The sequence below is a fragment of the Duganella sp. AC917 genome, from assembly GCF_979258245.1.
This window is the reverse complement of record NZ_OZ409848.1, coordinates 701,393-715,216: the sequence shown is the minus strand read 5'-3', so window position 1 is coordinate 715,216 and position 13,824 is coordinate 701,393. Positions and strand designations below refer to the sequence as shown.

At 63.6% G+C, this 13,824-nt stretch carries 14 protein-coding genes and 1 riboswitch; of the genes, 9 read left to right on the top strand and 5 right to left on the bottom strand.

The window, feature by feature from the left end; genetic code table 11:
• Nucleotides 1–2: 2 nt before the first annotated feature.
• A complete protein-coding gene (locus ACZ0BA_RS03160) occupies nucleotides 3–434 on the bottom strand; it encodes a hypothetical protein (RefSeq protein ID WP_463449901.1) in 432 nt (143 codons plus the stop codon).
• A gap of 151 nt (nucleotides 435–585) precedes the next feature.
• Here ACZ0BA_RS03160 and ACZ0BA_RS03155 point away from each other — a divergent pair, with 151 nt between their 5' ends.
• On the top strand, nucleotides 586–984 hold the full coding sequence (locus tag ACZ0BA_RS03155; protein ID WP_463449900.1) for a VOC family protein: 399 nt from the start codon (nucleotides 586–588) through the stop codon (nucleotides 982–984).
• 7 nt (nucleotides 985–991) lie between these two features.
• Here the strand turns inward: ACZ0BA_RS03155 and ACZ0BA_RS03150 are convergent, their stop codons facing one another.
• Nucleotides 992–1,192 carry a hypothetical protein gene (locus tag ACZ0BA_RS03150; RefSeq protein WP_090314373.1) on the bottom strand — a complete coding sequence of 67 codons (201 nt, stop codon included), beginning with the start codon at nucleotides 1,190–1,192 and terminating at the stop codon, nucleotides 992–994.
• Between the two features lie 53 nt (nucleotides 1,193–1,245).
• On the bottom strand, nucleotides 1,246–4,092 hold the full coding sequence (locus ACZ0BA_RS03145; RefSeq protein ID WP_463449899.1) for a M16 family metallopeptidase: 2,847 nt from the start codon (nucleotides 4,090–4,092) through the stop codon (nucleotides 1,246–1,248).
• Between the two features lie 96 nt (nucleotides 4,093–4,188).
• A riboswitch (FMN riboswitch) is annotated at nucleotides 4,189–4,338 on the top strand.
• 96 nt (nucleotides 4,339–4,434) lie between these two features.
• Here ACZ0BA_RS03145 and ribB point away from each other — a divergent pair.
• A complete protein-coding gene (gene ribB / locus ACZ0BA_RS03140) occupies nucleotides 4,435–5,115 on the top strand; it encodes a 3,4-dihydroxy-2-butanone-4-phosphate synthase (protein WP_463449898.1) in 681 nt (226 codons plus the stop codon).
• Nucleotides 5,116–5,207: 92 nt separating this feature from the next.
• On the opposite strand, the gene ACZ0BA_RS03135 is transcribed toward ribB, so the two are convergent.
• Nucleotides 5,208–6,596, bottom strand: coding sequence for an MFS transporter (locus tag ACZ0BA_RS03135; protein WP_463449897.1), 1,389 nt, complete (start codon nucleotides 6,594–6,596; stop codon nucleotides 5,208–5,210).
• Nucleotides 6,597–6,711: 115 nt separating this feature from the next.
• Between ACZ0BA_RS03135 and ACZ0BA_RS03130 the strand changes: the two genes are divergently transcribed.
• Genes ACZ0BA_RS03130 through ACZ0BA_RS03105 form a run of 6 tightly spaced genes read left to right on the top strand, consistent with a single transcriptional unit; the run spans nucleotide 6,712 to nucleotide 11,428 of the window.
• The gene (locus tag ACZ0BA_RS03130) at nucleotides 6,712–7,590 is read left to right on the top strand and encodes a LysR family transcriptional regulator (RefSeq protein ID WP_463449896.1); all 879 of its coding nucleotides are present in this window, start codon (nucleotides 6,712–6,714) and stop codon (nucleotides 7,588–7,590) included.
• Nucleotides 7,591–7,630: 40 nt separating this feature from the next.
• Entirely contained in the window at nucleotides 7,631–8,419 is a 789-nt protein-coding gene (locus ACZ0BA_RS03125) for an MlaE family ABC transporter permease (RefSeq protein WP_463449895.1), read from the top strand.
• Between the two features lie 21 nt (nucleotides 8,420–8,440).
• On the top strand, nucleotides 8,441–9,421 hold the full coding sequence (locus ACZ0BA_RS03120) for an MlaD family protein (protein ID WP_463449894.1): 981 nt from the start codon (nucleotides 8,441–8,443) through the stop codon (nucleotides 9,419–9,421).
• Complete coding sequence (locus ACZ0BA_RS03115) at nucleotides 9,418–10,089, top strand: hypothetical protein (RefSeq protein ID WP_463449893.1); 672 nt, start codon at nucleotides 9,418–9,420, stop codon at nucleotides 10,087–10,089. The genes ACZ0BA_RS03120 and ACZ0BA_RS03115 overlap by 4 nt, the downstream gene beginning before the upstream one ends.
• 11 nt (nucleotides 10,090–10,100) lie before the next feature.
• Nucleotides 10,101–11,081: a nucleoside hydrolase gene (locus tag ACZ0BA_RS03110; RefSeq protein ID WP_463449892.1), complete on the top strand. Its 981-nt coding sequence runs from the start codon at nucleotides 10,101–10,103 to the stop codon at nucleotides 11,079–11,081.
• Nucleotides 11,078–11,428, top strand: coding sequence for a translation initiation factor Sui1 (locus ACZ0BA_RS03105; protein WP_463449891.1), 351 nt, complete (start codon nucleotides 11,078–11,080; stop codon nucleotides 11,426–11,428). The genes ACZ0BA_RS03110 and ACZ0BA_RS03105 overlap by 4 nt, the downstream gene beginning before the upstream one ends.
• 18 nt (nucleotides 11,429–11,446) lie before the next feature.
• Here the strand turns inward: ACZ0BA_RS03105 and ACZ0BA_RS03100 are convergent, their stop codons facing one another.
• Nucleotides 11,447–12,715, bottom strand: a complete 1,269-nt coding sequence (locus ACZ0BA_RS03100) for a DEAD/DEAH box helicase (protein ID WP_463449890.1) — start codon at nucleotides 12,713–12,715, stop codon at nucleotides 11,447–11,449.
• A 115-nt stretch (nucleotides 12,716–12,830) separates the two neighbouring features.
• Between ACZ0BA_RS03100 and ACZ0BA_RS03095 the strand changes: the two genes are divergently transcribed.
• Nucleotides 12,831–13,805: a dipeptidase gene (locus ACZ0BA_RS03095; RefSeq protein WP_463449889.1), complete on the top strand. Its 975-nt coding sequence runs from the start codon at nucleotides 12,831–12,833 to the stop codon at nucleotides 13,803–13,805.
• Nucleotides 13,806–13,824 lie beyond the last annotated feature (19 nt).

Genomic DNA, 13,824 nt, shown 5'->3' with positions numbered 1-13,824 from the left:
CTTTAGATGGCGCTGCCCTCTACCCGCACGAAGGGGCCGATGCAGCGCTCCATGCTGCGCTCCACGCACATCAGGAACATGTCGCCGCCGGGATGAAACAGCAGGTAGTTGGTGACAGAGCGCCCCGGCTTGGTGATCTGGCCAGTGCAATCGGGCTTGCCGTTGTCCTTGACGATGGTGTCGACCGATTTGTAGAAGCCCTGCTTGTCCGGCTGGTCGGCGATGACGTAGGTCGATTCGGCCACCTCCTCGTTGCTGAACACCAGCGTGCTGCCGTCGCCGCGCACGCGGTAGGTCTCGCTGCAGGAGCCGTCGGGCAGCGTGATTTTCCAGATGCCGACATACGGATGATCGCGCCGCACCGGCGCGGCGCTGGCCGTCGTCGTCCCGCCGGCCAGGGCCAGGGCCAGCGATGCCGCGAGTGTGACCTTCAAGGCGGCCGCCCGAAAAAGAGGTTCTCTCATCATTGCACACCCCACGCCAGGTTGTTTTGTCATTATGCTATTAAAGCATAAACGTGCGCCGGTCAAAGCTCGTTTCCCCAAGTATATAATTATCGGATTGATACTCGATCATGGGGAACGAATGCTATCGCATGTCTACACCGGCACCAACGATTTCGAACAAGCTTTCGGCTTTTATCGCGCGGTGATGGACACGCTCGGCATGCGGCTGCGCTTCAGCGATCCGGTCAAACCATGGGCGGCGTGGATGCCGGCCGAAGGCGGAAGGCCGCTGTTCATTATCGGCACACCGCATGACGGCCAGCCGGCGGGATGCGGCAATGGCCAGATGATCGCCCTGATGGCGCCATCGCGCGACGCGGTCGACCGCGCCCACGCGGCGGCGTTGGCGCATGGAGGCCAATGCGAGGGGCCTCCGGGGCTGCGTCCGCAATACCACGACAACTACTATGGCGCCTACTTCCGCGACCCGGAGGGGAATAAACTGGGCGTCGTTTGCCACGACGCCGTCGGTCCTTGATACAAAATTAAGCCAGGGCCTCCTTGGCCGCTTCCTCGGGCGTCAAGCCGTCGTAGAACTGATCGGTGAACCATTCGACCTGTTCTTCGATGTGATCCTGCGCCTCGGCCACCGTCGCGCCACCTTTGACCAGGAAACCTTCAACTTCGATACACCAGTTGATCAACTCCAGGGTTTCCGGATCCAGTTCCTCTTTTTTCTTTGCCATGATTTACCTCTACATCGGGTGGGTACGAGCCGCCAGTGTAACAGGCGGCAGGCTTACTTCTCCGGGTACAGCACCACCTGCACATAATTATTCATGTCGAAGTAGCGCTTGGCCGCCTCCTTCAGGTCCGACGGCTTGAGCGCCTGCACGCGCTCTTCGTACTTCAGGATATCCTCCGGATTGCTGTTGTTGAAGAAGGCATTTTGCAGGGACGCCATCCAGTAGCCGTTCTCGCGCATGCCCTTTTGGTAGCCCTTGAACCAGGCCGACTTGACCTTGTTCAGGTCCGCCTCGTCGGCGCCGTCCTGCTTGATCTTCTCGATCTCGGCAAAGGTCGCGGCGATCACCTTGTCGACATTCTCCGGCGCGCACGGCAGATTGGCGCTGATAGAGTAGTTCCCGTACGGGATGCGGTTCAGCGAGCCGTTCATGCCGCCGCTGTAGATCACGCCCATCTTCTCGCGCAGCACCTCGATCAGTTTAATGTTCAGCACTTCGATCAGCGCCTGCAGCCGCATGCGTTCCTCGCGCGAGTATTGGGCCTCGCCGGTGAACGACAGCGAAATCGTACTCTTAGGATCGGCGCCGGCGCGCACTTCTTTCTTGACCACGCCCCGTACCGGACGCACGCCTTCATCCCTGAAGGCCACCGGAATCTCGGCGGTCGGCAGGCTGGCCAGATAGGTGGCGATCAGCGGTTTAATTTTCTCGACATCGAAGCTGCCAACAATGAAGAAAGTGAAATCACGCGCGCTGGACAAACGGCTTTTGTAGATCTCCATCACGCGGTCCAGCGTCAGCTGGTCGAAGTCCGCCGGCTTGGCGGCGCGCAGCACGCGCGGGTTGTTGTTGTAGATCGTCGCGGTGATCGTGTCGTAGAACACCGACTCGGGCCGCGCCATATTGTTCTGCGCCAGTTCGCGCTGGCGGTCGACGTAGGCGCTGTAAATGGCCTCGTCCTTGCGCGGCTGCGTCATTTGCAGATAGGCCAGCTGCAGCATCGACTCGACATCGTCGCTGCCGGAACCGCCGCCCACCGATTCGTTGAGCGAACTAACGCTGGCCTGCGAGCTTACGCTTTTCCCGGCCAGGACTTTCACCACGTCGTTCGGCGTGTAGTTCAATATGCCCATCTGGCCGACGATGCTGCTGGCATAGTGGGCCGCGAAAATATCCTTATTGTCGAACAGCGACCACCCGCCGTAGCGCAGGCCGGCCATCATCACCTGATCGTTATTGAAGTCGGTCGGCTTGAGCACCACCTTGACGCCGTTGCTCAAGATGAGCTCCGTGGTGCCGATTTTCGCGTTGACGGTCTGCTTGACGATGGTGCCCGGCTTCGGCAGCACAGGCATCAGCTGGCTGGCGTAGACTTTCTCCTCCTGCGCCTTGACGCTGATTTTTTCGGCGGCGTTGGCGATGGCCACCAGATCGGCAGCCTTGGGCGCCGGCACGCCGGCCTTGTCCACGCCCGTGTAGACCACCAGTTTGCTCTGGTTGTCCGGGATCGCGACTTTGACGGCCGCATTCACTTCGGACAGCGAGATCTCCGGAATGAGCTCGCGCGCATAGCGGTATTCGGCGGCGATGCCCGGTATCGTTTCATCCTCGAGGAAATGGCGGATATATTCGGCCGCGTAACCTGCCGAATCGGATTTATCGCGCTCGTTGTACAGATTTTCGTAGGTACGCAGGATGCCTTTCTTGGCCCGCTCCACTTCGGAGGCGGTAAAGCCGTACTGGCGCGCGCGCTCGTCCTCCTCCACCAGCGCGTTGATGGCTGGCGTGACACCGCCCTTGCCCAGCACCGCGCCGGCGCCGAACGAGCGGTAGCCGCGCACGATCTTGTTCATGCCGCTGCCGCCTTGCAGGAACGGCGGATTGGCCTGCTGCGTCAATTCGTACATGCGCTGGCTGAGAATAAAGCTGTACAGGCTTTCGATCAGCTTCTGGCGGTAGTCGGCCAGCGTCGCGCCGGCCGGCCAGGGCTGGATCGGATAGCGGATATAGACCGAGTTGCTACTGACTTCCTTGTCGGTGAAGACGATGCCTTCCGACTCCTGGCGTTCCGGTATCTTGGCGTATTCGCGCGGACGCGGATTGGCCGGGTTCTTCAACTTGCTGAAATGCTGTTCGATCAGCTTCTGCGCCGCTTCCGGCTCAATGTCGCCGACCACCACCACCGCCATCAGGTCCGGACGATACCAGTCGCGATAAAAGCGCTTGATGGCGTCATACTTGAAGTTCTTGATGATGTCTTCTTTACCAATCGGCATGCGCTGCGCGTAGCGCGAGCCATTGAGCACCTTCGGCAGCAGCACCTTGTTCATGCGATCGTCCACACCCTTGCCCATGCGTAGCTCTTCAAGCACGATGCCACGCTCGCTGTCGATGTCTGCGTTATTGAATGACAAGCCGTGCGCCCAATCCTCCAGTACCTGGAAGCCCTGCTCGACGACCTCCTTTTTGTCGGTCGGTATCGGCAGGATGTAGACGGTTTCGTCGAAGCTGGTGTAGGCGTTCAAGTCCGCGCCGAACTTCACACCGATCGACTGCAGATACGATACCAGCTCGTTGCGCTTGAAATTGGTGGAGCCATTGAAGGCCATATGCTCGGTGAAGTGGGCCAGCCCTTGCTGGTCGTCGTCCTCGAGGATCGAACCGGCTTTGACGACCAGCCGCAGTTCCAGCTTCTTCTCGGGACGTGAGTTCTTCTGCACGTAATAAGTCAGACCGTTTGCCAGCTTGCCAACCTTGACCTGGGGCCCGATCGGCAGCACATCACTTAGTTTGAGCGGGGGCTCCTTGACCTGCCCCCCGACTTGGCCCTGGCCCTGCGCCAGGAAGGAAAACGACAGCAGCAACGCCCCGGACAGCACCTGCAATTTAATCAATTTCATTCGGCAGACAGTCAATAATCAGAAAAAGCTACCTTACACCGAAAATCCTGATTTGGGCTAGAATCCTTGTTCGCCTGCCAGCCGGCAGGCGCTAACTTACGTCTTCGGGGCGGGGTGCGATTCCCCACCGGCGGTAAGGCCAGCGATGGTCAAGCCCGCGAGCGCCCTTCCGGCCTGCCGGAAGGGGTCAGCAGATTTGGTGTGATTCCAAGGCCGACGGTATAGTCCGGATGAAAGAAGATGTGCGGTGACGCGGCCTGCCGCCCGAGCGATCGGTGCGGCGGGCCGCGCGGTATTCGCTTGCCCTGTCGCGTTTTTCGCTATTGCGAGGAGCGTTCCACCATGTTTGACCAAGTATCCGCTGTATTGCACCACTCCCACCACTCCCCCTCCTCCCTGGTTTCGGACGATCTGGAAGGCCGGATCGCCGCCGCGCTGGAGGCCATGCGCACCGGCGTGCCGGTGATCCTGCTCGACGATTTCGATCGCGAAAACGAAGCGGACCTGATCGTCGCCGCCGAAAAAGTCACCGTTCAGTCGATGGCGTTGATGATCCGCGAATGCAGCGGCATCGTTTGCCTGTGCCTGAGCGCCGACAAGGTGCGTGCGCTGGAGCTGCCGCCGATGGCCGCCGACAACGGCAGCCGTTACGGCACGCCGTTCACGGTCTCGATCGAAGCGCGCGAAGGCGTGACCACCGGCGTCTCGGCGGCGGACCGCGTGACGACGATCCGCGCCGCCATCGCCGCCGACGCCCAGCCGGGTGATCTCGTGCATCCCGGCCATGTATTCCCGTTGCGGGCGACACCGGGCGGCGTACTTGCGCGCAAGGGCCATACCGAAGGCTCGGTGGACCTGGCCGCGATGGCGGGACTGCGGCCGGCGGCCGTGCTGTGCGAGTTGATGAACCCCGACGGCACGATGATGCGCGGCGCCGAGATCGAACGCTTCGCAGCGCTGCACGCCATGCCGATATTAACGATCGCCGAAATGATCGAGTGGCGCAAGGCCAACAACATCTGATTCACGACGGCCAGACGTAGAGCGGATTAGGCGGAACGCCGTAATCCGCCATTCCGTGAGCCGCCGGTAGCGCATCCATGCGCACCCTAAGCTTAACGAATCTGCGGCTTCACATATAAATACACCAGCGCCAGCGCCGCCGCATACGCGCACGACACCAGGCAGAAAGCCGCCGGCAACCGCCAGGCCCAGTCCTCCGTCACGTGCAACACGGTCCCCATCATCGCCACACCAACCAGCGCGCCGATCTGACGATTGGCGTTCAGCGCCGCAGCCGCGCTATTCGCGTGCGCCTTGCCCGCGACCAGCATCACCGTCGCCGTCATCCCCGGAATCGCGATGCCGATGGCGACGTTCATCACGATAATCCCTAGCACCAGCAACCAGTAAGGCGTCTGTGGCGACAAACCGGCAAGCATCACCAGCGCCGCACCCAAGCCAACCGCCAGCCCATACAACATCGGCGGTCGCGTACCCACCCGCGCCACGATGGCGCCCGACGTCAGATTCCCGACGGCGAACGCGCCCATCATCGGTATCAGCTTCAATCCCGTGTCCAGCGCATCCGCCCCACCCTGCTGAATATAGAGGCTAAGCAGGAACAACTGCCCAAACACCGCGAAGTTGATCAGGAAGCCGACACCATTGGCCGCCGCGAAGGCCGGCGTATCGAACAAGGCGCGCGGCAGCAGCGGATGCGCCCCGGTGCGCTCGCGTCCGACCAGCAGCGCGCCGCAGCCCACCGCGGCGAAAGCGGCGGCCAACACCGCCGCCGACGCCCAACCCAGCACCGGTCCCTCGATCAGCACAAAACTCAAGGCCGCCAGCGCCGCCGCGCCAAGCACATGGCTCAGCATCGACAACGTGCGCCGATGCGGCGGCGTGGCCGGCGCCAGCATCTGCGTCAGCACGATGCCGGCCAGGCCGATCGGCACGTTCACCCAGAACACGCTGCGCCATCCAAATTCGTGCACCAGCAGACCGCCCACCAACGGACCGGCGGTCGCCGAGCAGCCAACGATGGCCGACCAGGTGCCCAGCATGCGCGCCCGCGTGCCCTGGTCTTCGTAGGCGTGGGTCAGCAGGCTGAGGGAGCTAGGCATGAACAGCGCGGCGCCGGCGCCCTGCAACAGTCGCGCGGCGATCAGCGCATTGCCGCTCGGCGCCAGCGCGCACGCCACCGAACCCAATATGAACACGCTCAAGCCGCCCTGATAGACGTTCTTCTGGCCGAAACGGTCGGCCAGCGCGCCGCCGGCCAGCAGCAGCGCGGCGAAAGTCAACGTGTAGCCGTCCACCACCCAAACCAGCCCGGTAAGCGGCACCGACAGGCTGACCGAGATATCGGTTAACGCGGTATTGACGGCGGTGACATCGATCATCGCCATCACAAAGCCGATGGCCAGCGTCATCAGCATCAGCAGCGGGGGAACCTGGCGGACTGGCGCCGCAACGTCTTCACTTGTGGTTTGGAGTGTCATGGAGCGTCCTTCAATGAGATTCGCTTCATCTTAGGCGGCTTGCGTGATGCGGTAAATACGCATAACATCGGCACTCCGATGCAAAAATGCATTCAGAACGACGCAAGGAATCGACATGGACTGGGACAACGCCAGGATCTTCCTCGCCATCTACCGCAAAGGCACGCTGCGCGCCGCCGCCGGTGAGCTCAATATCGACCAGGCCACCGTCGGCCGGCGCCTCAACGCGCTGGAGGACTCGCTGGGGGCGCGCCTGTTCCTGCGCACCCCGTCCGGCTACATGGCCACGCCGGCCGGCGAGCTGGCCGTCACCGCCGCCGAATCGATGGAACAGGCGGCGCTGCGGTTTCAGCGCGAAATGCAGGGCATCGACAACCGCCTCTCCGGCGTCGTGCGCGTCACCACATCGGACACCATGGCGAGCCATTTCGTCATTGACGCGATGCGCCGGCTGCATGTGACGCATCCGGAAATCCGCATCGTCCTGAGCACCGGCACCGAAATCACCAGCCTGACGCGCCGCGAAGCTGATCTGGCCGTGCGCACGCTCAAGCCAACGAGTCCCGACCTGATCTCGCGCCACCTCACCAAACGCAGCATGGGGTTGTACGCCACACCGGGTTACCTGAAGGAGCGCGGCGTGCCGACACAGGGCAATGGCCTGGCGGGACACGACATCGTGATCTATCAAAGCGCGGTGGCGCCGCGCCACCGCGACAAAGTTTGCCTGGAGCCCGTCGCCAACGCCCGCGTGGCGATCGAAGTCAATAGCGGCTTGATGCTGCTGGAGGCGGCGCGCAAAGGCATGGGCGTGACGGAACTGCCCTGCCACATGGCCGACGGCGATCCCCAGCTCACGCGCATCTGGCCGGACCGGGTCGACCAGTACGACGTGTGGCTGGTGATGCACAGCGATTTGAGTCGCAGCGCGCGCGTGCGCGCCGCCGCCGATGCCATCATCGACAGCTTTCCGCAAACGTCAGGAAGCCCGTGACGAACACCTGCGCGCGCCGTCCCGGTGCTAAGATGCCAACATGAACGCACAAGCATCGACTCCATCCATATTGCAACGGCTCCACCAGGGCGCGGTCGACTGGCTGCAGACATGGTGGCGGCTGGCGCAGTTCGCGGTACTGATGCTGTCCGTCGCGCTCACGCCGGCCACTTACGGCCGCGCCAACCGCCCGGTGCTGGCGCGTCATTTGGTGGCCGACACGCTGCCCAACCTGGCCTGGTTCGGCGTTCTGTCCGCGCTGGTCAGCCTGGTGCTGATCCGTATCGTGGTGGTCACCTCGCTGAGCTACGGCCTGTCGCGCTTTGCGCTGGAAATGGTGGTGCGGGTGCTGGTGCTGGAGCTCATTCCATTGACCGCCGCCGCTTTCGTCGCCTTGCGCACCACGCTGCCGGCTGGCCTGGAGTTCTCGCAAGGCCGCGGCGCCGGCACCGTCGCCACCGTGCAGGAGCTGCATGGCGAATTTTTCCCGCGCGTGGCCGCCGGCGTTTTCGCCGTGTGGATGCTGGCCGCCGTCAGTTGCGTGCTGACCCTGATCCTCGCTTACCTGACCTTATACGGCTTCACGCCATGGGCGCTGACCGGCTACACGCGGGTGGTCGGCCAGGTGTTCAACCCCGCCGTCACGCTGATACTGGTGCTAAAGGTCGTATTCTTCAGTTTTGCGGTCGGCCTGATCCCGATGGCCTCCTCCTTCTACTTCGGCGGCAACTACCGCGTCAAAGTCACGCACGGCCTGTCGGACATGGTGCGGCTGTTCGCCATGATCCTCCTCATCGAAGTCGCCTCACTGATGGGTAACTACTACTAAGCGGCGCTAGCCCGAAAAACCATGACTGAACAACCGACCCAAACAACCCATACCGCACCGCCGGTGCGCAACGCCGAATTCAAGGCCGCCGTGCTGCTGGTGATCATGGTGCTGCTGGTCGCCGGCGCGGCGGTGTACCTGCTGTACGCGCGCGGCGCCTTCGAATCGACGCAAACGCTGTTCCTGGAAGCGGACGACTCCGAGGGCGTGGTCGTCGGCATGGACGTCACCTTCGCCGGCTTCCCGATCGGACGCGTGCGCCGCATCGAATTGAGCAAGGAAGGCAAGGCCCGCATCGTCGTCGATGTGCCGCGCGACGATGCGCACTGGCTGCGCAAATCCAGCATCTTCACGCTGGAGCGCGGCCTGGTGGGCGGCGCCAAGCTGCGCGCCTTCAGCGGCATTCCGACCGATCCGCCGCTGGAGGAAGGCGCCGCGCGCGCGCTGCTGGTGGGCGATCCGGGCGCCGAGATTCCGCGCCTGCTGGCGACGGCGCGCGACCTGCTGGAAAACCTCAACACGCTGACGGCTGAAAATTCCGCGCTGGCGGCCAGCCTGGCCAACATTCAGGGCGTGACCGGAAAACTGAACGGACCGTCGGGCGCCATGGGACTGATCGCCGGCGACGACAAAAACGCGCAGCAGTTGACCGAACGCGCCAACAAGCTGCTGGTCACCGTCAACGCGCTGGCCACCAAGGCCGATAGCCTGATCGGCCACGCCGATACGCAAGTCTTCGGCCCGCAAGGCGTGGTGACCGATGCCCAGGCCACCATCGTCCAACTGAATGGCTTGCTGGCCGACGCCCGCAACAGCTTGAAGAAGATGGACGCGGTGCTGGTGGAGGCGCAAGCCGTCGGCGCCAACGCCAAGGAGGCCACCGCCGATCTGGGAACCTTGCGCGCGGAGGTGGAAAGCAGCCTGCGGCGGGTGGAACAACTGGTCAACGAAATCAATAAAAAATGGCCATTCAAGCGCGATACGGAGATCAAACTGCCATGAAGACGACCGCTCCGCTGATCGCCGCTGCCATGACCATGGCCACCATGCTGGCCGCCTGCGGCAATAATCCACCGGTGCCGGATTGGCAGATGAACGCCCAAAGCTCGATTGAACGATACACCGCGGCCTACATGACCGGCAACGCCCGCGTGGAGGAAGCCGAGTACAAACGGGCGCGCGATGCCTTGGGCAGCACCGGCAAGGTCGATCTGATTATCCGCGCCGAATTGATACGCTGCGCCGCACGCGTGGCCTCGCTGGTGTTCGAGGACTGCGCCGGCTTCGACAAGCTGTCGGCGGACGCCAGCCCGGCCGACCGCGCCTACGCGGCCTATCTGTCCGGCCGCGCGACCGTCACCGATGCGACGCTGCTGCCCGCGCAGCACCAGCCGGTGGCGGCGGCGTCCAGCGACACCGCCGCCGCCAGCGCCGCGCAGGCGATCGCGGACCCGCTGTCGAAACTCGTCGCCTCCGGCGTTCTGCTGCGCGCGAACAAAGCCACGCCGGCGCTGCTGGCCGACGCCGTGGACACCGCATCGGCGCAGGGCTGGCGACGGCCGCTGCTGGCGTGGCTGGGCGTGCAGGCCATGCGCGCCGACCAAGCCGGAGACGCCGCCGAAGCCCAGCGCATCAAGCGCCGCATCGACCTGGTCTCCACTAAGCCTTGACGACAACGACCATGACTCTATTCCCAACCCGACCGCTGCGCGGCCTGCTCTCGATATTTGCGCTGTCGTGCGCCATGCTGGCGCCGCCGGCCCATTGCGCCGAGAAGATCAAGGTCATCGTCGATATGGACATCGGCGACGACATCGACGACTCCTTCGCACTGGCGCTGCTCCTGCAAAGCCCAGAAATCGAGATCATCGGCATCACCACCGCGTGGGGCGACACCGCGCTGCGCGCGCAACTGCTGGAACGCATGCTGCGCGAGACGGGCCACAGCGGCATCCCGGTGGCGCAAGGCGTCGCCAGCACCGGCAATCCGCAGCCGTTCACGCAGGCGCGCTATGCCCGGCGCGGCAAGCTGCCGGCCAAGGTGCCGGCGGTGGACTTCCTGCTGGATCAGATCAAACGCCAGCCCGGCCAGATCACGCTGCTGGCGCTTGGTCCGCTGACCAACGTCGGCGCCGCCATCGAGCGCGACCCCGCCACCTTCGGCAAGCTGAAACAGGTGGCGATGATGGGTGGTTCGGTACGCATCGGCTACCGGAAATCGCAGTACGTGCCATCGCGGCCGGCGGATAAGGAATACAACATCGCCTCCGACATCGGCAGCGCGCAAAAGCTGTTCAAGTCCGGGGTGCCGATCGTGATGATGCCCCTCGACTCGACACAGATACGGCTCGATGAAGTCGAACGCAACGCCCTGCTCGGCCACGGTTCGCCCGTCACCGACGCGCTGGCGCTGATGTACCACCAGTGGATCGACGCCTACCAGCCGTGGTCCAGCAACATGCCATCGCTGTTCGACGTCGTGCCCGTAACGTGGCTGATCGACCCAGCTAGTTGCCCGACCACGCCGCTGCGCATCGTCGTCAGCGACGATGGCTATACCCGCGAGGAAGCGGGCAAGCCGAATGCGCAGGTCTGCCTGGCGTCCGACCAGAAACGCTTCTTCAACATCCTGATGCCAAGACTGCTGGAGGACAAGCCATGAGCACCCGCCTCGTTTATTCGACCGAGACGGGCCGTATCTGCCCCGATTGCGGCAAGCCGCTTGCCGATTGCATTTGCAAAACGGCGGCCAAAGCCAAACCTGCGGGCGACGGCAACGTTAAGGTTTCGCGCGAATCCAAGGGACGTGGCGGCAAGACCGTCACCCTGGTCAAGGGGCTGGCGCTCGACGCCATCGCGCTGGCCCTGCTGGGCAAGCAGCTGCGCGGCGCTTGCGGCTCGGGCGGCACCGTCAAGGAGGGCGTGATCGAGATCCAGGGCGACCACTGCGACCTGGTGATGGAAGCGCTGAAAAAACAAGGGCATAACCCAAAACGCACCGGCGGCTAAAGCCGCTGTTCGAACGATTTATTCGTCGGACGTCCCGCCACCGTCACGTGCGGCGGCTTCGCGCAGCTTGTCCTTTTTGCTCTTGCGCTTGCCCTTGATGCCGCCGTTGACCGTATCGGTGACCGAATCGGCCGCTGGTGGTGGCAGCGTCTCCACCGGCTCGAAGCCGGCGATCTGCTCGCGCGGCAGCAAAATATCCTGGCGCTTCTCGATCAGCCTGAAATGCTGCTCCGTCTCTGCGCTGACGAAGCTGATCGCCACGCCACTCTCCCCGGCGCGGCCGGTGCGGCCGATGCGGTGCGTGTAGTCCACAGCGGAACGCGGCAGGTCGTAATTGACCACCGCCGGCAGGCGTGCGATATCGATGCCGCGCGCGGCGACGTCGGTCGCCACCAGCACCTGCAGCCGGCTGGCCTTGAAATCGCCCAGCACCACGGTGCGCGCGCCCTGGCTGAATTCTCCGTGGAAGGCGCCGGCGCGAATGCCGTTGCGATTGAGTTTATCGGCCACGTGCTCCGCCGCGTACTTGGTGGCGACGAACACCAGCACCCTGCTCCACTTTTGTTCCTGGATCAGGTGCTTGAGCAGCATGGTGCGGCGCGAGACGTCGACCATGATCGCGCGCTGGGCGATATCGGGCTTGCTCAGCGGCTCGGACAACACTTCGATGCGGGTCGGCTGATGCAGCATGCTGTCGGCCAGCGCTTGCACGGCCGGCGGGAACGTCGCCGAGAAGAACAAGTTCTGGCGCTGCGTCGGCAGCAATTCAATTATCCTTTTTAGTTCTTCGCTAAAGCCCAGGTCCAGCAGCCGGTCCGCCTCGTCCAGCACCAGCATCGCCGTGCGCGATATCTTCAGCGCGTTATGGTCGATCAGGTCGAGCAGCCGTCCCGGCGTGGCGATGACGATGTCGGCGCCGCCGCGCAACGCCATCATCTGCGGATTGATCGACACGCCGCCGAATACGATCGATACCTTGACCTGCATCGACAGATGCGACGCCAGCTTGCGCACCGATTCGCCCACCTGCGCCGCCAGCTCGCGGGTCGGCACCAGGATCAAACCGTGCAGCTGACGCGGACCGCTGCGGTTATCCAGCAACGCCTGCAGCAGCGGCAGCGCGAAGGCGGCGGTCTTGCCGGACCCTGTCTGCGCCGCGCCCAGCACATCCTCGCCACGCAAAATGGCGGGAATGGCGGCGCTCTGGATCGCCGTCGGCTCCAGATAGCCGATTTCTGTGACCGCATTGATCAGGGAGGGAGCAAGGCCCAGCGAAGCAAATGACATGTTGGCCTAAGTAAGCGTGTGAATTGGCCGACAGTATAAAGCATGCGGGCGCGCCATCCCTTGGCAGCGCAGCCCATTGTCGGGTAGAGTGAGCTTTTTGATAAAGAAAAACCAGATGATCAATTGGGACGCCCACGTTTGCCTGCCGCAGCACCCGCATGCCGATTTCACGCCTGTCCGCAAGCTGCACGCGGCCGGTGTGAATTACGTCTCGCTGAACGTGGGCGCCGATATGAACCCGGTGTCGCAGGTCATGTCCGTGATCGCCGGCTACCGCGCCACCATCGCCGCAGAACCCGAACGCTATACGCTGGTGTCCAGCGTGGACGATATCATCCAGGCCGCCGCCGATGGGCGCATGGCCATCACCTTCGACCTGGAAGGCGCCATGCCGCTGCTCGACCAGCCGGAAATGGTGGCGTTGTATGCGCAGCTGGGTGTGCGTCAGATCCACCTGGCCTATAACCGCAACAACAACGTGGCCGATGGCTGCCACGACCTGCCGCGCGGCCTGACGCCCCTCGGACACAGCATGGTGGCGGCCATCAACGACGCCGGTATTCTGATGGACTGCTCGCACACGGGGCGCATGTGCAGCCTCGATATCATGGCCGCGTCGTCCAAGCCGGTGATCTTCAGCCATACCAATGCCTACGCGCTGGTGCCGCACGGACGCAACGTCACGGACGAACAAATCCGCGCCTGCGCCGAAACCGGTGGTGTGGTGTGCGTGTCGGGCCTGTCGTGGTTCGTCGGCGCCGACAACCCTGGCGCGGACGACGTCGCACGCCACGTGGCATATATCGCCGATCTGGTGGGGGTGGCGCACGTCGGCATCGGCCTCGATCTGTGCTTCCAGCAGGCCAGCCTTGACGATACGCCGCCGGGCGAATTCGATCCGGCCCACTGGTGGCCGGCATCGGCCGGCTACCGCGCCGACAAACCGCCAACCTTCACGCCGCCGGAAGTCTGGCGCGAACTGGCCGCCGCCCTGCGCAAGGTCGGCATGAGCGACGCAGACACCGCCCTGGTCATGGGACGCAACATGATGCGCGTGGCCCAGCAGGTATGGCGCCAGCCGCAACGCTGATTTTACGCGGTGGCTGACC